Source organism: Neorhizobium alkalisoli, from assembly GCF_007829835.1.
Taxonomy (GTDB): Bacteria; Pseudomonadota; Alphaproteobacteria; order Rhizobiales; family Rhizobiaceae; genus Neorhizobium.
In genome coordinates this window covers 614,553-636,303 of record NZ_VIWP01000004.1, presented here as the reverse complement: position 1 = coordinate 636,303, position 21,751 = coordinate 614,553, and the positions used below count along the sequence as shown (strand labels likewise).

The following is a 21,751-nucleotide window of genomic DNA, read 5'->3' as shown; positions in this document are numbered from 1 at the left end:
CGCAGGCCGATCAGCGAGATGCGGTGCGGCGGTCGGAATAAAGTTGCACCCGCTCGCGCAGCTCCGCCATTTCGCGGCGGAGCTCCTGGAACTCCTCAGCGCTGCCATCCGGGGCATAACCGTCATTGGCAGCACGCTGCTCCACTCGGCCGTCGCCTGCCAGGGCAGCGGCAAGCAATGGCGGCAGGAAGCTCGTATCAACTGGCCGGCGATTGGCGATCAGGATCTCTCGGATACGGTCGGAGAGCGGCTTTTCTTCCTCCTCCGGATCATGAACGTCCGTATCCTGCTCGAATTTGTCATCAAGCTGGTTCTCGTAGCGATCAGCATAGTCGGGCGACCGGTCTTCCCAGTCATTCGCCTGCCATTCGTCCCGATCCCAAGCGTCGGCCAGTTCTGCCTGGCCGCGTTCCGTGCGATGGTCATTGGCAGCAAAGGCGTAGACGGCTCGATCGTCATCGCGGTCATAATCTGCCTGGAGGTCATAATCCTCCATCTCGTCATCGTCGGCCTCGTTGGTCTTCGGATAATAGGCCCGCGCCTGATAATCGGTGATTGCAGCCGGCTCGATATCGAACGCCGCGGCATCGTCCCATTCATCGGTATCGGTCTGTTCCTCGACACCGTGGGCGACGACTTGCTCATCCGCAAGATGCGGTTCGATCTGCTCGACCGCCTCGTCCTGCCACTCGGCTTCTTCTTCACGGCGACCGAGGCTTGCGGCATTGACCGCCAGCCCGACCAGACCGCCGGCAAAAGCACCGCCGGCAACAAGCGGCAGATAATCGAACCAGGACCAGCCGGTCGCAACCGTCGCCAGGGGCCGCAATACCTGTATGCTTCCGGAAGCAGCCGGCTGCGCACGGGTTCGGCCCTGTGCCTGGAGATAGTTTTCGCGCGCTTCCTCGGCAGCGGCCTGCAGCGACAGAAGCTTTGTCGCGCCATCGGCTAGATCCTGCTGTGCCGTCAGGGCATCGGCGCGCGCCTTGGCTTCGGAGAAGGTCTTGGCGGCCGTTGCTTCCTGCTGCCGCAGCGACGTGGAGAGACGCTTCAGCGCATCCTCGATATCCTTGCGGACGACATCCACCGCAGCCTGTGCCGCCTGGAAGCGCGGATGCCGCGGGCCGAGATCGCTCGACAGCTGGTCGAGCGTCAGCTTGGCATCCACATAACGCTGGCGCTGATATTCGAGGGCGGTGAATTCGAGGCTGTCCGGCAGCGGCTTGCTCAGCACATCGGCAAATTTCATCAATGCGGCTTCGGCTGCCTTTTCGCGCGTGGCCTGCAATTCGGTTTCGGCCTGGTCCTTTTCAGAGCCCAGCCGCTCGGCATCCGTGCTGAAGCGGCGCATTTCGGCAAGTTTTTCAGTGCCTGCCTGTGTCTCGAAGCCGGAAAGTGCCGCTTCGGCGCGTTCGACCGCCTGACGCATTCCGGTCAATGCCGGATTGGCAGCCGTCTCGGCGACGCCTGCCAATTGCTGGCCGAACATGACGGCAAGCATGGCGGCGACACGACGGGCCTCATCATTCGAGCTCGCCTGCGCCTGGATCGACAGCTGGCCGGATGCATAGGAAAGATGGATCGCCTCCAGGAGGCGATTGCGCAATTCGGTTTCCTGTTCGGATACGGTCATTCCGCCGCCGGAGATGATATCCGAGAACACGCCGAAGACGCTTGGCCGGCTTGCGGAGAAATCACCCGCCTGGCTGAGATTGAGGGCACGAACGAGATTGTCGAGAGAGGCTTTCGAGCGCAATCTGGCGATCGCGGCCTCGACATCGGCACTGCTGGCCGCCTCCACCTTCAGGCTCGTGGTCGCGACATAACCGCGATCGGGAAGGCCGAAAACGAAAAGCGGAACAAGTGCGCCGATCAGGCCGAAAGCGCCTATCGTCGTCCAGAACCTGCGCTCCGACGATACCGTCTTCTCCCGTGCGTCGTGCGACACAGGAGCCTGTTCATCAAGAATGTGGGCATGCTGAACCATGAGAATAGACCGCAATGTGCGGCGTTACCGGTCGATAGCCAACGCCTTCATGAACACAGTCTAAATTTTCATGGCAAACAAAACGTTAACGCGGCCGTTAACGGTCAATCCCGGCAATCAGGCTTCAAGACGCCCGAGGCTTCCGTCGGTGACGATCACAAGGCCGGTCTGCAATCCGGCAAGGCTCTGCGCGGCGCGCGACTGATGTTCGCGGCGCTTGAGATCGACGATGACGAGATCGAAATCGCCAGTATCCTTGCCCGACATGTCGATCTCGACGAAATCGTGCCATGGCGCATGGCGGACAAGAGCCGCCTTCAGCTGGTTCGTGTCGTCGCCAACAAGCCCGATGCGCCGGTTGCGCTCAAGGAAGGTCAGAAGCGAAAGGGTGAAGGCGTCAGGTGCAAAACGCGTCGGCGACTTTGAGCCGGAGAGCCGGCGCAAGCGGTCCGACAGCGCGTTCCTGACCGGCAGGACGATGCGGGCATCCGATACGGGATGAGCATTGCCGGCAAAAACATGCTTCAACGGGAGGCGTTCTTTTTCGAAAGTGACCGTGACGGGGCTGCCCTGACGGCCGGATCTGAAATCCGCCAGATGCTCGATCTGCACCAATGCAGTCATCCAGCCCGGTTCGGTGCCCGACTGGTCAAAAGGCAGGTCGAACATGGTCCGAGCGGGACCGGCGGCGGCAAATTGTCCTGATGCGGTCACGATGCGCTCCAAGCAAGAACCAAGACTGTCCCAAGGTTCTAGCAGGCCGCGTTCAAGATCATTTTAAATCGAATGCTAAAACTCTAGCGATTCAGGCGTTTATGGCACAGAAAAAGGCCGGAGACCCGGCCTCTTCAAGTTCGCCATGCAAGCATAGAGGCTCAGTGGCCCTCAGCCTTGGCCTCGCCGACGGGCGTGCCTTCGACGATCTTCTTCGGAACCGGCGGCTTGCCGCCCTTCGCCGCATTGTTGCGGATATCGTCCTTGGACATGTAGTCGAGCTGCTCGACCAGAACTTCCGCGACATACTGGTCGCCGAGCTTCTTGTTCATTCCGTCCTTGATGCTGGAGCGGAATTTTTCGAGGTCGAAATTGCCCGGATTGGAGAGGTCGACCATCTTGTTGCCGACCAGGAGATTGAACAGCTCATCGGTCGTCAATTCCGTTACCGGCAGCTTGACGTCCTTGATCTTTTCCTTGTCCATCATGAAAGAAATACGGCCGAGGAAATAGCCGGTCACCATACCGTTGGTGATCACAGGAACGGTGACAGATTCACCCTTTACCAGTTCCTGCTTTTCCTTCTTGAGGGCCTCCTCATCGACAGGAGCCGGGGCGGCCGACATCTGCACCGAGAAATACACGGCGCCGAGCGTGACAACGCAGACCCAGAGGCCGGTGAGGATCAGCTTGAGCATCAGGCCTCGCTATAGACGAACTGTTCCTGGGTATAGGTACCGTCGCCATCGGCCTCGCGGACCGCGTTCTTGAGGAGATCGGCAACCGCCCGGACGGCATGCAGATGGGCTTCGACGCGGCGCGCGTTCAGCGCGAGCTTCGCCTTCAGGCCGTGCATCTGGTCAAGATGGCTGACGGCAAGCTGCTTCAGATCGGTACCGCGGAAGAGCATGGTGAGTTCGTAAAGGCAGCGGCTCTTGTGCGCATTCGAAACCTTGAGGTCGAATTCCGGATCCTTGCCGATACGCTGGTTCTCGTTGTCGATGATCAGCTCCAGCCGACCGAGGACCGTCTTGATGCGATAATCCGTCGAAACAACTTCCATATTTTCTGTCCCAGTGTGATGCATTTAGGTGTCGCTCTTGGCGGATTTCATAACGCCGGTCTCGGTCTTGTCGCTTTGGGCAACGTCGAGAACCTTGCGCTGGAAGTCGGTGACTGCGCTCAGGGCCTGGCTGCGATCGTTTTCGTCAGTTGCGGCATTGACCGTGACGTGGTTCTTGGCCTTTGCCAGCGCCTGGGAATACATCTGTTCGGCAATGCCGACGCCGCCGCGCTTGGACATTTCGTCCGAGATCTTCTCGGCCATCATGCCCTTCCAGAATTCGCCGGCGGAACCCTTGCCGTAAACGTCCTCGGTTTCCTTCGGCATCATGTTGTTGACGAAGGTCGAGAGGATGGAGGCTTCGAACTTGCGATATTCTTCCGGCATTTCAGCCGTCTTCTTGCTCTTTTCGGCGTGATCGAGGCCGGCCCTGGAAGAGGCCGAGGTCGAGCTCATCATATCCACGGCGGCACCAAAACCCTTGCCGGAATCGGCAAGGCTGTGCGCTGCGAAGGCGGCCTTGCTGGCCTTCAACTTATCCTGGGCTTCCTGAAGTGCCATCGGGTCCGCATTGCGGACAACGTCCAGGACCAAGTCGCTCGGAGGAGAAATTGCCACGTCTTATCCTTTCAATCACAACGGGGATCGGCTTTTCGAATCAAGCCTGCCCAAGGACTGCTCAAATGCACCGGCGATAAGCGATTTTTTAATCAGGGCCGGAGCGAATGACGGGACTATGACGATTGAAGCTTGCTGGAGGCTGGTGCTGCCAGGGTCATTTCGATGAGTTCGTAAATGGCGTTGTCGGCGCTCTCGCGATCCTCTAAATCCCGAGCTTCCTTCATGTTTTCTTCCAGGCGGTCACCCTTGGTGCGTTCCTTCATGACCTTCATTTCCTGGATCTGCTGCACGCCTGCGAGCTGCCTTTCCTTGACGGTCAGGCGGCCGTAACGCTCGGCATAATGATTGGCGAACTGGCGGTGGATCGGCTCAAGCGAACCGAGCGCCTCGATGACGACTTCCTTCTGCTCGTTGACCTCGGCACGATGACGCGTGGTCGCCGCCAGTTCCTGCTCGGCCATTTTCTCCATATGCCGCTGGACCTTTACCAGCCGCTTGAGTTTTGCCGATCGTGTCGTTGCGCCGCCTGCCACGTGAATGCCCTCGCCCTAGAACGACGTGAAGATGGGAATGAAGCCGTTGGCATACTGGGTAATCAGCGCCGCAACGGAAAGGTAAAGCAGAAACAGGCCGCCCAGAAGCAGGAGCGGCGTCGAAATGAAGAAGACCGGAAGCTGCGGCGCCATCTTGTTGACCATGCCGATCGCGACGTTGAACATCAATCCGAAGATCAGAAACGGGCTTGCCAGCCGCAGCATGATCATCGTCGAGGCCCGCAGCGTGTCGGTGAGCGTGATCAGCATCTTGCGCGAATCGATCAACGCGCCGACCGGGGTCGTCTGATAGGAATCGATCATTGCGTGGATCACCACATGATGGAAGTCCATCATGAAAAGAATAAGGAGCCCGCTTAGCGTCAGGAAGCTGACGAGCTGGCTTTCGCTCGTATCTTCCAGCAGGTCCTGCCCACCCGGCGCCGTGAGGCCGATGACGGTCGAGATGATCGTCGCCGAGAACTGCAGGCCGAGCGTATAAAGACGCGCGATCAGCCCATAGGTGACGCCGACCAGCATTTCGGTGAAGATCAGGCCGATATAGGTCGCGCCTGGCGCCGTCGCCTTGGGATAAACGACGTCCCAGAGAACGGGAAGCACCGCGAGCGACAGGGCGATCGCGGTGAGAAGGCGCACATTGCCCGGGATGCGGGCGCTGCTGAAGCCGGGAAGGACCATGATGCAGCTGCCGATCCGGCAGAACGTCAGAAACAGCGCCAGTACACTTCCCTGGGGATCGGTCAGCATTCGAAAATGTCCCCTCAAGGACGGGATATCACGAGATGGCACCCAGGATCTTGATTTCCAGACCCTTCGCGAGTTCCACATGGGAGAGCACCGGCAGCGTCGCGAACAGGCGCTCGATGATCATGCGGACATAGGAGCGCGTTTCCGGCGAGGTGACAAGAACGAAAGGCAGGCCGCGGTCCATGAATTCACGGATAACTTTGGTCGCCTGTTCGGAAAACTCTTCCAGCGTGCGCGGGTCGATGTCGAACTCAACCACTTCGCCCTTGGCATCGCGCTTGAGGGCCTGGTGGAACAGCATATCCCACTTGCTGCCAAGACGCAGGACGCGCAGCACGCCATTGTCGGCCAGATCGCCGCAGAGCTGCTGCGACATGCGGACACGCACGTGTTCGACGATCTGCTCTGTCTTGCGCACATGCGGCGCAAGTTCGGCGACGGCTTCGAGAATGAGATGCAGGTTGCGGATCGAGACGCGCTCGGCAAGGAGCAGTTTCAAAACAGCCTGCAGGCCGGAATAGGACATGTGCGACGAGCAGATCTCGTCGGCCAGCTTCTTGTATTCCGGATCGAGACGTTCGATCAGGATCTTCACGTCCTTGTAGGAGAGAAGCTGCGGCAGGTTGTTGCGGATGACTTCCGACAGGTGGGTCAGCACGACCGAGACGTTGTCGATCGGGTGGAAGCCTTCGCGCTTCAGGTCTTCGGCAAAGGTCTCGAGGATCGAGACGGCCGGCATGCCGAAAGCGGGTTCGCGGATCTCGTCGCCCGGAATGCTCGGCTTGCGGCCGGAACCGGTGACGACCAGAACGTCGCCGACGCGCAGGTTGTTCGAGGCGATCGTCGTGCCGTGGATACGGATCTGATAAGACTTCTCGGCAATCGCGATATCGTCGGCGACCTTGATTTCCGGAACCACGAAACCGTACTGGCTCGCGAACTTCTTGCGCATCTTGCCGACGCGGAAGGCCAGTTCCTGATGGGCGCCGAGCAGACGGGTGGAAACCTGCTTGCCAAGCGCAAGCTCGATCTCGGAAGTCTTGAGAACCGACTTGACCGATTCCTTTTCGGATTCCTTGGTCTGAACGACCTTCTTTTCCTCTTCCTCGCGGCGAGCCTTGTTTTCGGCCTCGACACGGCGCGGAACAGCCCATGCAGCAAAGCTGAGCATGCCGCAAAGTCCCATGAACGGCACGAAGGGCAGGCCCGGAATGATCGACAACATGCCCATCAGGCCGGCAGCCATCCAGAGCGCCTTCGGATAACCGGCGAGCTGATCGACAACGGCCTTGTCGGTGGAACCGGACGTGCCGCCACGGGTGACGAGAAGGCCGGCTGCGAGCGAAACGATCAGAGCCGGGATCTGCGTGACGATACCGTCACCGACGGACAGTTTGACGAAAACGTCGGCTGCTTCGCCGATCGGCATGCCGTGGCGGAAGTAACCGATGATGATGCCGCCGAAAACGTTGATGGCGGTGATGATGAGGCCGGCGACGGCATCGCCGCGCACGAATTTCGACGCACCGTCCATGGCACCGAAGAAGGATGATTCTTCCTCCAGTTCTGAACGGCGGCGACGGGCTTCCTTCTCGTCGATCATGCCGGCCGAGAGGTCGGCGTCGATCGACATCTGCTTGCCGGGGATGGCGTCGAGGGTGAAGCGGGCGCCGACTTCCGCGATACGCGTGGCACCCTTGGTGATGACGATGAAATTGACCGTGACCAGGATCATGAAGACGATCACACCGATCACGAAGTCGCCCGACATGACGAGGCTGGAGAAGCCGGAGATCACGTGACCGGCTGCACCATGACCTTCATTGCCGTGCGAAAGGATGACGCGCGTCGTCGCGATATTGAGCGACAGGCGCACCATGGTCGCGATCAGCAGGATGGTCGGGAAGGACGAGAATTCCAGCGGCCGCTGAATCCACAAGGCGACCATCAGGATCAGCACCGAGAGGGCGATCGAGAAGGCCAGGCCGATATCGATCAGGAATGACGGTATCGGCAGGAAGAGGATGCAGAGGATGGCGATAATGCCAGTGGCAAAGCCAATATCGCGGCCGCTCGGGGCCGACTTAGGAATCGGTAATGCAGGTGGTTGCGCCATGGCTACTCGTCCGTCTCTTCATGAGAAGGCGGCGGAGTTTATCCCGCCGGTTCGCTGTCGAGACTAGAGCATGAAGCTTGCGCGAGGGTGGCATGATCGCGCTGGCGGTAAAGGCGAAGGGCGCCTTCGAAAAAGCGCCCTAGAAGCCGGATTGTACGCGGGAAAACACCAGATTGGCGAAGAGGTTGATCTGGCCGCCGATAAAGGGGGCGGTCACGGCCACCGTCACCATGATCGCAACGATCTTCGGGACGAAGGTCAGCGTCATCTCCTGGATCTGCGTCAGCGCCTGGATCAGCGCGATTGCAAGACCGACCACCATGGCAACCATGACGGCCGGACCACAGGCCATGAGAATAGTCCAGATTGCGGCCCTCAGAATATCAAGGGCATCGGCCTCATTCATTGCGGCCACTCCAGTGCATTTGCGTCTTCTAACGATCAGCTGCTGCTGTCGCTGTCAGTGCTCGTATCGCTCGACGACGTCCCGTTGGAGATGATGATACCCGGCTGGATCAGGACCTTGTCACCCGCCTGGGTGATGGCGACCAGACCATCGGTGTAAACTTCAACTTCCTTCACGACGCCGGTAACCTTGTCATCGGCGCTGGTGATCGTCTTGCCGACCATGTCCGATGCCTGGGAGAACGAATTTGCCTGAATCAGCGACGACAGATTCGTATTCATCTTAACCGATTGCTCGACCTGCGAGAAGGTGGCGAGCTGCGAAACCTGTTCGGTAGCATCCATCGGATCGGTCGGATCCTGGTTCTTCATCTGCGCGATCAAGAGCTGGATGAAGTTGTCGTAGTTCAGCGATGCTGCCGAGGAGTCGGCAGTCGACGTGGTGCTGCTGCCGGACGCATAGGGGTTGGTCGCGGAGTTGATTGCGTCTACCGCCATGGGGCGATCTCCTTGCGAATCTGCTCGACCGTAGCCGGCGTGATTTCGTGGTTGTTGAGGATCCGGTCTTCAATCGTGTAGAGGCCGCGGATTGCCTTGAGCGCGTCAAAGGCGCGTCCGGAGGCAACCATGCCGTCGACCCGCTTCAGTTCGGCCAGGACTTCCTCGTCCTGGAAGCAGGTCAGAAGCATGGCGACCGACTTGCGGAACAGCGTCATCGACTGTTCCTTGCCCTCGGGGTTGATCAGCATCATCTGGGCGATGAAATAGAGCTGGCGGAGAGGCGTGGTCGCGTCTTCCGGCTGCAATACGTGATTTTCCAAGAGGAACGTGACGTCGTTGAGGAATTCCAGGGCGACCTTGCGATCAACGCGCAGAACCGCGCCATTGATGAAGATCCGCTCGCCGGATTTCAGAGAGATACGAAGCGTACTTTTCATTTAAGTCCATCCCTGATGATGGTGGTCACGTCGATGATGCCCTGGAAATTGGCTGCTTCACGTTTCCTGATCTTCTCGCATTCTTTCAGAATCCAGATCGCGATCGAGATAAGGTCAGCCCGCAGTTCCATGGCCAGTTCATTGTCCGGCTGCTTCAGGTCCTCAATGAACCTGATCCAGACGCGCCGGGTGTAAAAAAGTGCTTCGATCGTAACGCGAGAGTAATTCGCTTCTCTCTGCGCCGCGACGAGCAGCTCGATCGATCGATCAAGCGCCTGCCGTTCACGTTCCTTGGCGTCTGCGACGCCATCCTCCATGATCTCGGCATATGAAAACTGGTACATTCATGTATCCTTCATTTTCATTCGACTACCCTTTGTCATCAAAGGTAGTTAACCAAACTCAGGTTCTGTATCTTCGCCGTCACCGAGTAGGCAGTTTCAAGAAGCGTCTGTAGCGTGTTGACACGCGTGGCGGCCTCGGCCGCGTCGACATTCTCAAGACTGCCCAAGTGAGTCGTCAGAATATCTTTTTGCGCCTGCAAGCTTTCCTCAGCCTTGGATACGCGTTCGGTGGCAACACCAATCGTCGTCCGCTGCTGGTTTATGCCGCTTGAAGCCTGGCTGATGTAGCTGCGCGTCTGTTCGGCAACGACACCGCGGGCTTCATTGCTCATGCCGGTCTGCATGAAGGTGGTCGCGACCATGGCGGACAATGCAAAATAGCGCATGCCCTTGCTGTTGGCATTGGTCGACGTGTCCACCACTTCAGTCGGGCTGATGCGGCTCTTCATGTTTTCGTCGGTCGCGTTCGAGACGTAAGTCGACCAGAAATCGACGGGATCGCCGTTATCATCGACGTTCTCGGGCGCTTCCATGAGCTTCGTGCCGTTGAACTTCTCTTCCATGTCAGCCAGGAAGTCAGTCATGTCATCGGCCGTCATTGCTTCCTTCGAACCAATGCCCTTGTCGGCAATATACCAGTTCAGCTCGTCGTCGAAAGCCTTCTTCGCCTTGGAATCGTCCGACAGAAGGTCGTTCATCGGCTTCACATCGGTATTGATGCCCGAAAAGATGTATTCCCCGTTAACGGCGGTGTTCACAAATCCGGTAAATGCATCGAGCGCGGAGCTCATCGTCGTGCGCGCCGTCGAAAGGCTCGTCTCGTCCGAAGTGCCGCCGAGCGTCAGAATGGCATTCTGCATCTCGGTCGTGAGATCGTTGATATTGGAGAGCGAAAGTTCGGCGCTGTCCAGCCGCTGGGTCGCGAGTGCTGCCGTGCTGTAAAGGCTGTCGATGCGCGAAATGTCCCGGGTGAGATCCAGAGCGCGCGATGTGCTGGCGCCGAGCTGGGCGCCGATATCCGCATAACGACCGCTGACGGCTTCGGTATTGGCATCGACGAGATCGCGCTGCGCACTCGCAATCGAGTTGCGCATCGTGGTCTGGACCGACATGGAGGAGATGAATGAGGTCTTCATGATCAGCTCGCGATGTCCATCAGGGCTTTCATCATTTCGTCCACCGTCGACATGAGCTTGGCTCCTGCCTTGTAGGACTGTTCGATATCCAGAAGCAGGGACAGTTCCTCGTCGAGGCTGACACCGGTTTCGCTGGAATAGGCTTCTACGCTGCGCGTCAGCATGGCATATTTGGTTTCGTCAGCGGTGGTGGCGGAGCTGCGAAGCTGTTCGAGCCAGCCGACCGAGTTCGATGCCAGGGACATGAGGTTCGACGAGTCGGCGATCTGGGTGCTGGGATCGAATGCCATCGGATCCTCAAGCGCCTGATTGTACTTGTCGAGCAGATCGCTGTAGCTGCTGCCGCCATCGGTATTGACGACATAATCGGTGCCGTTGATGCCGCCATCGCGGATCAGATCGGTGCTGCCGGCCGGCGGCACGACTGCCGGATTGACCTTGATGCGCGAAGCAAGACCGGCAACAGTCGCCGAACCCGAAACCGGAGTTTCGTCCACGCCGTCGCCGTCGTTATCGACAAATTCGACGCCGTCCGGAACCGTTGTCTGCTGCACGCCGCCATCGGTCCAGGTGAACAGGCCCGGTGCTGGATCCAGCGTAGCCGGATCGTTCGGATCGGTTTCCGCGAAGGAGGTGATCAGGCCGCGCGCGATTTCGTCAAGCTGGCCCTGGAAAGTCGGAGCGATATCGTCGCGCAGCTGCAGATAGGAGGCAAGCGAACCCTTGGCGCTCGTGTCGCCATTCGTGCCGGCCTTGAGCTGGACGCCATCGATATAGACCGCGTTGCCGACGGTGCTCGCGTCATAGCTCGAAGTCGGCTGGAACGTCACCTTGCGGGCGACGCCTTCGAACAGCATCGTGCCATCCGAAGTGTAGAGAACCATGTCGTTATTGGTGCGTGTATAGGACGAAACGCCGACGATTTCGGAGATCTGCTTCAGCAGGCTGTCACGCGTGTCGAGCGCGTCGTTCGGGTCACCGCCGGTCGCCGTCAGGTTCTTGACCTGATCGTTGGCGTCCTGGAACTTGGAAAGCAGCGTGTTGAGATCGCTGACATTTTCCTGAATGCTGTCATCCGCGCGCTTGCGGATCGACTGCAACTGATTGGACGCCGAGTTGAGCGAGGTCACTACGTCCTGGGCGCTAGAAACGACCGCCAGGGCCAGACCGTTGTCATTCGCCTTGGACGAATAGGCATCCAGATTGTTGCGGAAGGCAGCAAGAAGCGTGGCCGGCGACGATTCGTAATCGTTGCCGCCCATCAGGCTCTTGATCTCCTCAAGGCCGTTCAGAAGCGTACGCTGACCACTGGACGATGCAGTGCTCTCCAGCGTCTGCCGCAGCAGCGGCTGATTGGCTGAACGCACCGTGTCGCCGATCATGGCGCCGTTGCCTCCGGTGACGACGACCGCCGAACGGCGGACGTAGTCGGGGTTCTGGGCGTTGGCGATGTTCTTCGACGTTACCGACGATTGCGTGCCGGTATTGGTGAAGATCGACTGAGCCGAGGACAATGCAGAAGCAAGCGACATCTTGTACTAACCTTTTGGAGATTAATTCTCGCGGTTATCTCTTCAAGTTGATGAGAACGTCCATCAAATCGGAGCCGGTCTGGAAGACCTTGGAGTTGGCTGTGTAGATACGCTGAGCCTCGATCATCTCGGTCAGTTCGCTGGCGATATCGACGTTCGAGTTTTCCAGTGCGCCGGAATAGATCGAACCGAAATTGCCGCTGCCCGGGAAGCCGGTGGTGATGATGCCGGAGTCGTTGCCCTGGGCGTAGACGTTGCCGTTCAGCGGCGTCAGGTTGTCCGGGCTCTGCACGGTTGCGAGCGGGATCCGGTAAAGCGGCTCCTTCTGGCCATCCGCGTAAACGGCGTAGACAACACCCGAATTGTCGATGCTGACGCTGTCGATCGCGCTCGGCGCGCTGCCGTCGACGGTGGCATTGCCCGGGGTGAAGGCGAAGGCCTTCTGGGTGGTGCCGGCAAAGTCGATCGAGATCGTCTGGCCAGTGCCGGTCGGCGGCGAAAGCGTATCGGTGAACGAGATGACAGCAGGATCGGTGGTCAGAGCACCCGTCGTGTCGTCGAAGTTCAGCGTGAAGGTATTGTCGGTCGGAACCGTTGCATACGGGAAGCCGGTGCCGGCGGTAGCCTGGTCCTGGCGATACACGGCGACCTGCCATTCGTTGTCGGCGGTCTTCGTGTAGTAGAAATCGTACAGAACCTTGCGGCCCAGGCTGTCGTAAGCGACGAGCGAGCTCTTGTCGGTGTACTGCGTGGTCGCAGAGTTGGAGACACCAGCTGCGTCGGTCGGATCGATCGGATCAGCGTCGGCATTCAGGTTGACCGGGAAAGTACCGGTGGTCGTGGGCGACGAAACCAGGCTTGCCTTCTTGACGTTGACCGGCTCGAGACCGTCAAAGCCGTTGACGACGGCAGCCGGCGTACCGGTGTCGTAGGAATAGCCCATCAGCGTATAACCGGCCGAGTTGACCAGTTCGCCGGAATCGTTCGGAACGAAGCTGCCGGCGCGGCTCAGATACGGCGTGCCGGAGCTGTCGCTGACGATGAAGAAGCCGCCGCCCTGAATGGCGAGGTCGGTGGAGGACGTCGTGTAGGACAGGCCACCCTGTTCGGAGATGCTGTAGCGTACGTTGGTCTGCACGCCGCCGGAAGAATAGCTGCCGGCCGTCGAAGGCAGAACCATCGAGGAAAACGAAGTCGAGGCGCGCTTGTAGCCGACCGTGCTCGAGTTGGCGATGTTGTCGCCGACGGTGCTGAGACGGTTAGACTGGGCGTTCATACCCGAGACCGCCGTCTTCATCGAACCGAAAATGCTCATAAGAAATCTCCGTTTTGGATGAAAACAAGAATATGAGGTGGGCCTTGCGTGAAGCTGTCTGAGTTACTTGCCGAGTAAAATTCGGCAGCAAGGCCCTACTAAAATCAGTTCCAGTCGATGCAGTAGCCAAGGAAACGCTTGGAATCGACGGGATCGAAGCCAAGACGCTTGCGCAGTTTCTTGCGCAGCTTGCTGATATGGCTTTCGACAACGTTCTCTTCGACTTCCTCGTCGAAGATGCCGTAGATCGCATTGAAGATCTGAGTCTTGGAAACACGACGGCCGCGGTTTGCGACCAAGTATTCGAGGATGCGACGCTCGCGGCGCGGCAGGGCGAATACTTCACCTTCGATCTCGGGATCACGACCATCGGAGAATACCCGGATCGCGCCGATGTCGGTAAAGTTGGAAATCGCCTTCAGACGCCGGCGGATCGCCGCAGCCCGTGCGAGGATCTCGCGGGGATGAACCGGCTTGCGTACGACATCGTCGACGCCGCTGTCGAAAAATGCGAGTGTCGCCTCGAGAGAAGGCTGATCGCTGACTGCGATCACCGGGGCCATGGACCGGTCCCGGATTGCCCGGGGCAGTTCGAGCGAACGTTCGCCCTGGCCGATCAGAAAAGCCTCGACTGCAGCGATATCAGAATCGGCTGCCGTGTTGACCCATTCGCTGAATTCTCTCGGGTCAAATCCCTGGGAAGGGATGCCTTCACGACCAAAAAGAGAAGTATATCCGTCTTTCACGAGCTCACGCTCATCAACCACTACGATCATTCGTCCGCCTCCGAATCACTTGTGGCACCTCGATGTGCTATGGATACGAATCGGGGGAATCTCGAACAAGGTGCGGGAAGTTAACCAAACAAATTAATAGTTGATTAACCTTTGGGGCGCGATTTGCACTAGATGTAGTGGGTGCAGTGCAGCGTGACACAAGTTTGCAGTGGAAAAGTTAACACCTCACGAATGAGTGCTTGCACTGCCTATTTTTCGCCACGACCGCGCCACGGTGCAATCATGCGATTCTTATTATACGTATCACTACTTATGGTGGCGTCAAGCCTGGCAGAATCTTGAGGCTGTCGGGGTCCACTGGCCATAGCCCGTGGCGACCAGATTCGAGATGACACGGCAGACATATTGCTTCTGCGCGGGGTTGTTATTCGGTCCCGCATGGTAGCGCGCTACCGCCATGGTCCAGGTTTCATGGCGCTCGTGGAGATTGCTCAGAAACTTTGCTGCGTATTCCACGTTGCTTTTCGGATCGAACATCTGCTGTGGCGAGGCGAAATTTTCGCCGTGGAAGTAGTGGTTGATCTGCATGCAACCGAGGTCGATGAGCTTTGCTCCCTGCCTCTTCGCCGTGTCGAACATCGCCATGGCGTCCGGCATGGAAGCAGGGAAATAGGCCTTGCCCTCGACATTCATTGCCCAGGGGCTGAGGCTGCCCTTGCGGCCGGTCTCGGTGAGACCGACCGAATAAAGGATGCCTTCGGGGATGCTGAACTTGGCTGCGGCAGCCTGGATTTCGCGCTCGCAGAGACCGGAATCGGCCGGAGCCCCCTGCTTGGCGGAGCCCAGTTCGATACGTCGTGTCTGGAGACTTGCCGGGGCCTTCGATGCACCGTTCGCGACCGGCGCCTGCGGATTACCCCAGGCGCCTGCGGAGAACAACGAGGCCGGATAGACGTCAGAGGTAAAGCTGACCAGAGCGAGTGCCGCCAGCAGCGGAATTCGCTTCGTTGCCCGATGCCACGTCATTGCCATTTCCTGTCGCTTCGTTCCCTTCACGGCCTGCGGCAGACTGGCCCTGCCCGCGGCCTGCGGCATTGCCCTGCCGTTCGTCACTCGAGGCCGGCTGGCCGCCGCCCTGACCGTTCTGCAGGGTTGAACCCGAGCCGGTGTCAGAGCTGGACGTGGAGGCTACGCTGATCGTCACCTGATCGACAGCGAAGCCCTGCGAGCGCAGAGCGTCGAGAATGCCGCCGGAATCGTCGCTGAGCTGGCGATAGGCGGCGCGGGTCTCGACGGTCAGGTGAACGTTGAGTTCATCGCCATGCAGGCGCAGTGTCGCCGTCACGGAGCCGAGGTCATGCGGGTTCATCTGCAGCTTGAGCGTATTGACCACCGAACCGGTGCTGCTTTGCGCCGCAGCGTTCGACAGCTGCGAGCTCGGCTGCATGGCTGCAGACCATTCCTTGTCTCCCGAAAGAGCCGAGGTCAAAGCTGCGGAATTGGAATTCGGTGCAAGGCCGATGAAGCGACGGGAATCGAGAACCGTGATGTTTTCCGCCGAACCGTTTCCGGACGCCTTGAACTCTGCCCTTCGATCGCCATTGCTGCCGCCGACGGTCATGTCCATGCTCTGGCCACGCGTCTTGTCGTTCGAGAAGCGGAACAGGCGATCGCCGGATGCCGGCTCGGTCGACGTCTCTTCGGCCGTATCGCCACCAAGGCCAGCAACCTTGGAATCGACGTGCTTCATGTCCAGATCCGCGGCGCGAGACGTGGCGGAAGCAGTGCCTTCAACGCCTCCCTGGCCACGCTTGCCCGCCTGTGCGGACTGCTTGCCCTGAACATGCCCTGCATCAACGGCGGGCTTGGCGCCCTGCGCGCTGAGAAGAGACAGGACGTCGGACAATTGGCCGGCATCGCTGTCCTTGGCGATCAGCGCATCGATATCCAGTTCATCAAGATCGTCCAGATCGCCGGCATCAACGTCGCCCGCGGTCTTCACCGCTTTCTGGGCGCCGGAGGCAGCAGTCTTCTGGCCATGCAGAATGTCGAGCTTTTCGGTGATCGCCTTTGCGGCGGCCAGCGCATCCTTGAGCTTCTTTTCGGAAGCCGTCAGCTGTCTGTCGGAGGCTTCGGAAGCTGCAGCCTTTGTGGCCTTCTCGTCGGCAGCGCCTGCAATGGCAGCGGCATCCTGCTCGACCGATGCAACCGGCTTGCGGATGTTGTGCTTGGAGATGTCGATAATCGGCTTGGCTTTCGCCGGCGTAGCAACATCGTCGGCCAGGCTGTCGTCGGAGAGCGAGGCCTGCTGATCGTCATCGGCGCCACGCTTGCCGTCGCGGTTGATTTCAGACAGCGCATCCGAGAAACCGCTGCCGCCGTCATCCGCACCCTTGCGGCCGGCAAGCCCCGTTTTCGAAGGCGTCACAGCGTCCGTTGCACCTGACTGGCCAAGAATATTGTTCATCATTTGGACGCTTTCTCCTCATTCAACAGGTCATCGATGGCAGTCAATTTGGAACGACCGTTATCGACGAAAGTCTGGAACGCCGCATCGACTGGCGCAGCGGTTGCGGCCGACAAGCCTTCCGCTGCTGGTTTGGACCCGCCGACCTCATGTCCGGGCTGCTGCGCGATTGGGAGATTCGCGTCATTTGCATTCGTAATGTTTGCAAGCTTCTCTTGCGCGAGGCTTTCGGCGGTGGGCTTGGTAACCACCTGTTCTGCAATTACTTTTGCAGCTTCGCGCAGGGCTCTGTCGCGTGGCGAAAGGATTTCGTCCGGGATCGCCGAAAGAGCCTGCATTGCCTCGCCTGTATTCTTTGTCGGCACAGTCGCGACGCCGCCATAAAGGCGCGCCAGCGTTTCCGGCTGCCTTGCCGCATCGCCGCCCAGGGCCTCGGCCTTGGCGGAGGCAAGCCTTGCAAGCTCCGTCTTGCCGCCGATCGTGGCTGCGCGGGCAATGCGCAGGAAGACCTCGCGCCGGCGATCGACGTCGAAGAACTCGACGCTGTTGTCGATATCCTCTTCCTTCACCTCGCCGAAATGCCCGACCACGAGCTGCACGAAGAAATCGACGAACTGGCTGGCATAGGGCGAATGTTCGAAACGGCGCGCATACTGGCGCGAATAGTTGAGCGCCTTGTCGACCATGCCGGCATCGACGGTGATCGCAACCGAGCGGCGCAGGGCCGCCTCCTCGATGATCGTTCCCGGCGCCGTCAGGCGAGCCCAGTCATAATAGGCAAGCGCGCCCTTCGGATCCCTGGGAACGGTGACATTGCCGGTGACCAGTGCGAGATAAGGGCCGAGCTTACGGTCCTTGTATTCCTCCGCCATGTCCGCGAGGCTCTTGGCGATCAGCGAGCCCTTGCCGCTCAGGTATTTGCGCAGCGCATCCGTGACGCGGTTGTCGAAATTGCCGGCAATGTCACGCGAGGCCAGGAATTCCAGCGTCGTCGGATTGCCGCCGCTCATCGCATAGATCAGCGCGGCATCGACATTGCGTGGATCCTCGAAAACGGCGGCCGGCGCCGTGCGCAGCCGCTCGTCGAGCGTGCCGAGCATGAAGCGCTGCATTTCGCCGGCAGAATGATCGCCGAGCACGACGCTGTCCTGCACGAACTGCAGCGACCTCAACATATTGTAGGGCGCCAGATCCTGTTTCTGCTGCGCATGGACAGGCCATGCGAAAGCCGCGCCGCACAGGGCGCTGGCTGCCAGAAGGATTGGAGCACTCCAACGTTTCACCGTCATCCCTTATCCGCCTGAAGCAGGATTTCGATACGCCGGTTGGCGGGTGCCATCGGGTCGGCCGGAACCTGGAGACGACGGTCGGCAAAGCCGGAGACCTGCTTGACCCGCTTCTCATCGAGGCCGCCATTGACCAGCATGTAATAGGCGCTGTGCGCGCGCTGCATGGACAGGCGCCAGTTGTCGTTTTCGGTGCCCTTGAACTGACGACCGTCCGTATGGCCGCGGATCAGGACATCACCGCCCTTTTCCTTCAGCACGCGGCCGACCTTTTCCATGGCAAGAACCATGTCGCGGCGCGGTACGGCCGAGCCGAGATTGAACATCGGATCCGCCGTATTGTCGGAAATGGTGATCAGCAGGCCACCTTCGGCAGGCGTCACGACCAGGCCTTCGGCCAGCTTGCCGGCAACGCCGGAAATCTGCTTGTCCAACTCTTCCTTGAGCGCGTCGGCGGATTTCTGGTTTGCGGCGTCCTGTGTCTTATCCTGCGTCTTGTCCTGGGTTTTATCCTGGGACTTGTCCTGTGCCTTGTCGAGCTGGGTCGGATCCGGCCGCGGCATCGGCACTGCCATCGCAATCTGCGTTGCATCCGGTGTCTGGTTCGGCGCCTTGCCGGTTGCCGGCTTTGCGACTTCTTCCAGCGGGTTCTGTGCAGGATCGGTCTTTGCGACCTGCGAGGAGCCGTCGGCGCGGTTCACTTCAATCTGCTTCGTCCAGAAATCGGGATCGAACGGATCGCGATAGGCTTGGCCGCCATCGGCACCGGTGGCCGGGCCGGAATTGGCCGCACCGCCCTCGCCCTTGGCGCTGACATTGGCCTGCTGGCCAACTTCCTGCGCGATCTCGGCGAGTACCGAATACGGATTTTCGAAGAAATCGGCTTCCGAATAGTTCTGCTGATCGCCGGAGGTCGAGGTCTGATCCTCGCCCGTCGCGGCGGCCGAGCCCGGAACGGTACCGTCGCCCTTGACCTTGGACGTCTCGCCCTTTTCCTCGCCCTCGGCCTGATCGACAGGCTTTTTCAGACCCTTCTGGGCCGGTGTCTCGTCGGAAAGCTTGATCGGATTGAAATAGCTCGCCATCGAGGCCTTGGTTTCCTCGTTGGCGGCATTGACCAGCCACATGACGAGAAAGAAGGCCATGAGCGCGGTCATGAAGTCGGCGAATGCGATCTTCCAGGCACCGCCATGACCGCCATCGGCATGTTTACCGCCGTGGCGTTTGACAACGATGATCTCGTTCTTGCCGTGGTGGTGGTTTTCGCCCTCGCTCATTCCATCACCTTCCTAAGGCTTGCCGCCCAGGCGGACAGACGCGTTACCAGTGTCGCGTCGGCAATATCGACGGCGACGTCGATATCGGCAGACTCGACATGTTTTATGACCGGCCCCTCGCTGCCCATCGTCGCCTTCAGCTTCTTGAAGAGATGGGCGGGACCACGCACGGTGATCGTGCTGACCTCACCCTCGGTGACGGCTGCGTTGACGAGTGTTGCCAGTTCGGAGACGGCATTGGTGACGACCGCCTCTTCCAGAATGGGGGTCAGGACCTTGGCCGTCTGTTCGCTGATGGCAGTCGCCGTCGCGGAGCCAAGGTGCTGGATGCGACCGGCAAGGGTCTTTGCCAGATCGACTTCGAATTTCTTGCGCAGGGCGTTGAGCTCTTCCTCATGCGCGACCTGCATGGCGACCTTGTCGGAGTCCCACTGCGCCTGCATCTCGCGCGTCGCCTCTGCCTGCCCCTTCGCATAGGCTTCGGCCCGCTCGGCCTCGAGGTCGATCGGCGGCTCTTCGGGAATTTCGGGCATGACCGGAAGATCCGGCTCGAAATCGGCGAAAGGATCTTCCATGACCGGAACCGGCGGCGGAGGCGCGCTGAAATCCTTCAGATAGCGGGCAAGCGAGGCACTCATGACAAATGTTCTCCATTTGCCACGGCTCTGACGCCATAACCCGTCATGGGCCTGACGATAAAGCTGGATTTCGACGCTGCAGTCATCGCATCATTCCGATTTTGTTTGCCGTTCGCCCGGAACCGAGATTTGCCCAGGATCGCCCGAAAAGGTAGGCAATCAAACTTGCGCGAGGATGAAGATGGGGGACTTCTGCGGGAAACGAGGCATCGGAAATGTCCCGCGATGAAGCGGGACGCTGACCGATGGACGCCCTTTTCGCCAATTAGTTCTGGAAGAGCTGAAGGATATTCTGCGCGTTGGTATTGGCAATCGAGAGCGACTGGATGCCGAGCTGCTGCTGCGTCTGCAGCGCCTTGAGCCTTGTCGATTCCTCGTTCATGTCTGCATCGACCAGACGGCCGACACCCTTGTCGATCACGTCCGTCAGCGAAGCGACGAAGTTTTCCTGAAGATCGATACGGCTCTGAATGGAGCCGAGACTGGAGGCCGCGCTGGTCATGGCCAGCAGCTGCTTATCGACGAAGCGCTCGAGCATGTCGAGAACATCGGCGTCATCCGTTGCGGAACCCGGAACAAGAGCGTTCATCTGATCGGCAACGCTGTCGAGATCCGTGATGTCCAGCGTCGAGACGGACATGCTCATCTTGCGGTCTTCGAGCGTCGAGCCGGCACTGGTATCAATATAATAGTCGTCGGTACCGTCATTATAAGCCGGCGTCGTCGTGTCCGGGCCCGGGTCGGTCGTCGTCACCTTGACCCAGGTACCGTCATCGATCTTCATATAGACCCCGGTGCCTGAATCGTAGATCCGGTCGTCCGTGTTGGTATCCGCACCCTCCGCCTGAAGCTCATCGGACGTGTAAAACTGTACAGCGTAATCCGTGGTGCTGCTGGTCGTACCGTCGGAGCTCGTGATCGCCACGCTCGTCTCGTTTTCGGCGATGAACGAAGCGTGCGAATCAAGGATGCCCTTGTTGCCGCCGGCGAGATCGTAAAGCACAGTCTTCGACGAAAGCGTGTAATCGACCGTCTTGACCGCCACTTCGCCGTTCGCGCTGCGGGTGAAGGAGGCGACGATCTGCTTGGTGACCGGCTGTTCCGAAGCCGCGGTCGCGCCGTCGCTGATGTAATCCTGCAGCCAGTTCTCGCCCGAGAAGGTCGCCGATTCGGAAATGCTCTTCAGCTGTTCCTGCAGCTGGGTGATTTCTTCCTGGATCTTTTCGCGGTTGGCACCGACGCCATAGGCGGCAACGATCTTCGACTTGATCTCGGTAACCGTATCGATCGCGCTTTCGAGCGCGGTATAGGCGGTATCGACCTTTGCGGCACCGAGACCGAGAGCATCCTGCACGGTCGACAATGCGCTGTTGTCCGAGCGCATTGTCGTCGCGATCGACCAATAGGCCGCGTTGTCAGCTGCGGTCTCGACCCGCAGGCCGGAGGAAACGCGCTTCTGCGTCGTTTCCATATCGCGGTCAATCGTGCGCAGGGTCTGCAACGCAGCCATAGCGGCTGTATTGGTCAAGATGCTGGTCATCGGCCATGCCTCGTCGGAAATTTCTTAAGATAATCCGGAACTTAACCGGGGAACGACGAGTCGCATCATGCGTGTCGACCAAACGCGTAATCGCGGGCCGACCTGTCGTTCGTTAACAAATCGTTAAGACAGTTAGCAAACGGCAGCGGGGTTTTGCAAGATGCTAAAGCGCGATTAGCGGGCAGCCGAGACGGCGCTGCAGGCTTCGCGCAAGCCCCGAGGTCACGGACGGCGTGGCGTGTGGAAGCCTTGAAAACAGGGACAAACGAAAAACCGCGCCTCTTGCGAGACGCGGTTTTCTTTCCGGAATATTCTTGTCGTGTCAGGAGCGGGA

General features: G+C 59.4%; 22 protein-coding genes. All 22 read right to left on the bottom strand.

Annotated features, from left to right (window positions below; translation table 11 throughout):
• Positions 1–10: 10 nt before the first annotated feature.
• The 22 genes from FHW37_RS18940 to FHW37_RS18835 all read right to left on the bottom strand — a co-directional run bounded on the left by FHW37_RS18940 (position 11) and on the right by FHW37_RS18835 (position 21,417).
• Positions 11–1,948: a hypothetical protein gene (locus tag FHW37_RS18940; protein WP_145639170.1), complete on the bottom strand. Its 1,938-nt coding sequence runs from the start codon at positions 1,946–1,948 to the stop codon at positions 11–13.
• A gap of 156 nt (positions 1,949–2,104) precedes the next feature.
• Positions 2,105–2,701 carry a hypothetical protein gene (locus FHW37_RS18935; protein WP_145639168.1) on the bottom strand — a complete coding sequence of 199 codons (597 nt, stop codon included), beginning with the start codon at positions 2,699–2,701 and terminating at the stop codon, positions 2,105–2,107.
• Between the two features lie 161 nt (positions 2,702–2,862).
• A complete protein-coding gene (locus FHW37_RS18930; protein ID WP_145639166.1) occupies positions 2,863–3,399 on the bottom strand; it encodes a hypothetical protein in 537 nt (178 codons plus the stop codon).
• Positions 3,399–3,764 (bottom strand): hypothetical protein, encoded by a 366-nt coding sequence (locus tag FHW37_RS18925; protein WP_145639164.1) that lies wholly within the window; start codon positions 3,762–3,764, stop codon positions 3,399–3,401. The genes FHW37_RS18930 and FHW37_RS18925 overlap by 1 nt, the downstream gene beginning before the upstream one ends.
• 24 nt (positions 3,765–3,788) lie before the next feature.
• Positions 3,789–4,382: a rod-binding protein gene (locus tag FHW37_RS18920; RefSeq protein ID WP_145639161.1), complete on the bottom strand. Its 594-nt coding sequence runs from the start codon at positions 4,380–4,382 to the stop codon at positions 3,789–3,791.
• 116 nt (positions 4,383–4,498) lie between these two features.
• On the bottom strand, positions 4,499–4,855 hold the full coding sequence (locus FHW37_RS18915; protein ID WP_145639351.1) for a hypothetical protein: 357 nt from the start codon (positions 4,853–4,855) through the stop codon (positions 4,499–4,501).
• A 78-nt stretch (positions 4,856–4,933) separates the two neighbouring features.
• Positions 4,934–5,686 (bottom strand): flagellar biosynthetic protein FliR, encoded by a 753-nt coding sequence (locus tag FHW37_RS18910; protein ID WP_145639159.1) that lies wholly within the window; start codon positions 5,684–5,686, stop codon positions 4,934–4,936.
• A gap of 28 nt (positions 5,687–5,714) precedes the next feature.
• Positions 5,715–7,802 (bottom strand): flagellar biosynthesis protein FlhA, encoded by a 2,088-nt coding sequence (gene flhA / locus FHW37_RS18905; RefSeq protein WP_145639157.1) that lies wholly within the window; start codon positions 7,800–7,802, stop codon positions 5,715–5,717.
• A gap of 139 nt (positions 7,803–7,941) precedes the next feature.
• Positions 7,942–8,208 (bottom strand): flagellar biosynthesis protein FliQ, encoded by a 267-nt coding sequence (fliQ, locus tag FHW37_RS18900; protein ID WP_145639155.1) that lies wholly within the window; start codon positions 8,206–8,208, stop codon positions 7,942–7,944.
• Between the two features lie 35 nt (positions 8,209–8,243).
• Positions 8,244–8,705 (bottom strand): flagellar hook assembly protein FlgD, encoded by a 462-nt coding sequence (flgD, locus tag FHW37_RS18895; RefSeq protein ID WP_145639153.1) that lies wholly within the window; start codon positions 8,703–8,705, stop codon positions 8,244–8,246.
• Positions 8,696–9,145: a flagellar biosynthesis repressor FlbT gene (flbT, locus tag FHW37_RS18890; RefSeq protein WP_145639151.1), complete on the bottom strand. Its 450-nt coding sequence runs from the start codon at positions 9,143–9,145 to the stop codon at positions 8,696–8,698. The genes flgD and flbT overlap by 10 nt, the downstream gene beginning before the upstream one ends.
• Positions 9,142–9,489 carry a flagellar biosynthesis regulator FlaF gene (gene flaF / locus FHW37_RS18885; RefSeq protein ID WP_145639149.1) on the bottom strand — a complete coding sequence of 116 codons (348 nt, stop codon included), beginning with the start codon at positions 9,487–9,489 and terminating at the stop codon, positions 9,142–9,144. The genes flbT and flaF overlap by 4 nt, the downstream gene beginning before the upstream one ends.
• Before the next feature lie 38 nt (positions 9,490–9,527).
• Complete coding sequence (locus FHW37_RS18880) at positions 9,528–10,625, bottom strand: flagellar hook-associated family protein (protein ID WP_145639147.1); 1,098 nt, start codon at positions 10,623–10,625, stop codon at positions 9,528–9,530.
• Positions 10,626–10,627: 2 nt separating this feature from the next.
• A complete protein-coding gene (gene flgK, locus FHW37_RS18875; RefSeq protein ID WP_145639145.1) occupies positions 10,628–12,157 on the bottom strand; it encodes a flagellar hook-associated protein FlgK in 1,530 nt (509 codons plus the stop codon).
• Positions 12,158–12,191: 34 nt separating this feature from the next.
• Positions 12,192–13,472 carry a flagellar hook protein FlgE gene (locus FHW37_RS18870; RefSeq protein ID WP_145639143.1) on the bottom strand — a complete coding sequence of 427 codons (1,281 nt, stop codon included), beginning with the start codon at positions 13,470–13,472 and terminating at the stop codon, positions 12,192–12,194.
• A 104-nt stretch (positions 13,473–13,576) separates the two neighbouring features.
• On the bottom strand, positions 13,577–14,248 hold the full coding sequence (gene rem, locus FHW37_RS18865; RefSeq protein WP_145639141.1) for a transcriptional activator Rem: 672 nt from the start codon (positions 14,246–14,248) through the stop codon (positions 13,577–13,579).
• Positions 14,249–14,530: 282 nt separating this feature from the next.
• The gene (locus tag FHW37_RS18860) at positions 14,531–15,235 is read right to left on the bottom strand and encodes a transglycosylase SLT domain-containing protein (RefSeq protein WP_432442871.1); all 705 of its coding nucleotides are present in this window, start codon (positions 15,233–15,235) and stop codon (positions 14,531–14,533) included.
• Positions 15,165–16,679: a flagellar hook-length control protein FliK gene (locus FHW37_RS34140; RefSeq protein WP_246690821.1), complete on the bottom strand. Its 1,515-nt coding sequence runs from the start codon at positions 16,677–16,679 to the stop codon at positions 15,165–15,167. Before FHW37_RS34140 ends, FHW37_RS18860 begins: the two co-directional genes overlap by 71 nt.
• The gene (gene motC / locus FHW37_RS18850; protein WP_145639139.1) at positions 16,676–17,965 is read right to left on the bottom strand and encodes a chemotaxis protein MotC; all 1,290 of its coding nucleotides are present in this window, start codon (positions 17,963–17,965) and stop codon (positions 16,676–16,678) included. Before motC ends, FHW37_RS34140 begins: the two co-directional genes overlap by 4 nt.
• Entirely contained in the window at positions 17,962–19,239 is a 1,278-nt protein-coding gene (locus tag FHW37_RS18845; RefSeq protein ID WP_145639137.1) for a MotB family protein, read from the bottom strand. Before FHW37_RS18845 ends, motC begins: the two co-directional genes overlap by 4 nt.
• Entirely contained in the window at positions 19,236–19,877 is a 642-nt protein-coding gene (locus FHW37_RS18840) for a hypothetical protein (protein ID WP_145639135.1), read from the bottom strand. Before FHW37_RS18840 ends, FHW37_RS18845 begins: the two co-directional genes overlap by 4 nt.
• A 265-nt stretch (positions 19,878–20,142) precedes the next feature.
• On the bottom strand, positions 20,143–21,417 hold the full coding sequence (locus FHW37_RS18835; RefSeq protein ID WP_145639133.1) for a flagellin: 1,275 nt from the start codon (positions 21,415–21,417) through the stop codon (positions 20,143–20,145).
• Positions 21,418–21,751: the final 334 nt, after the last annotated feature.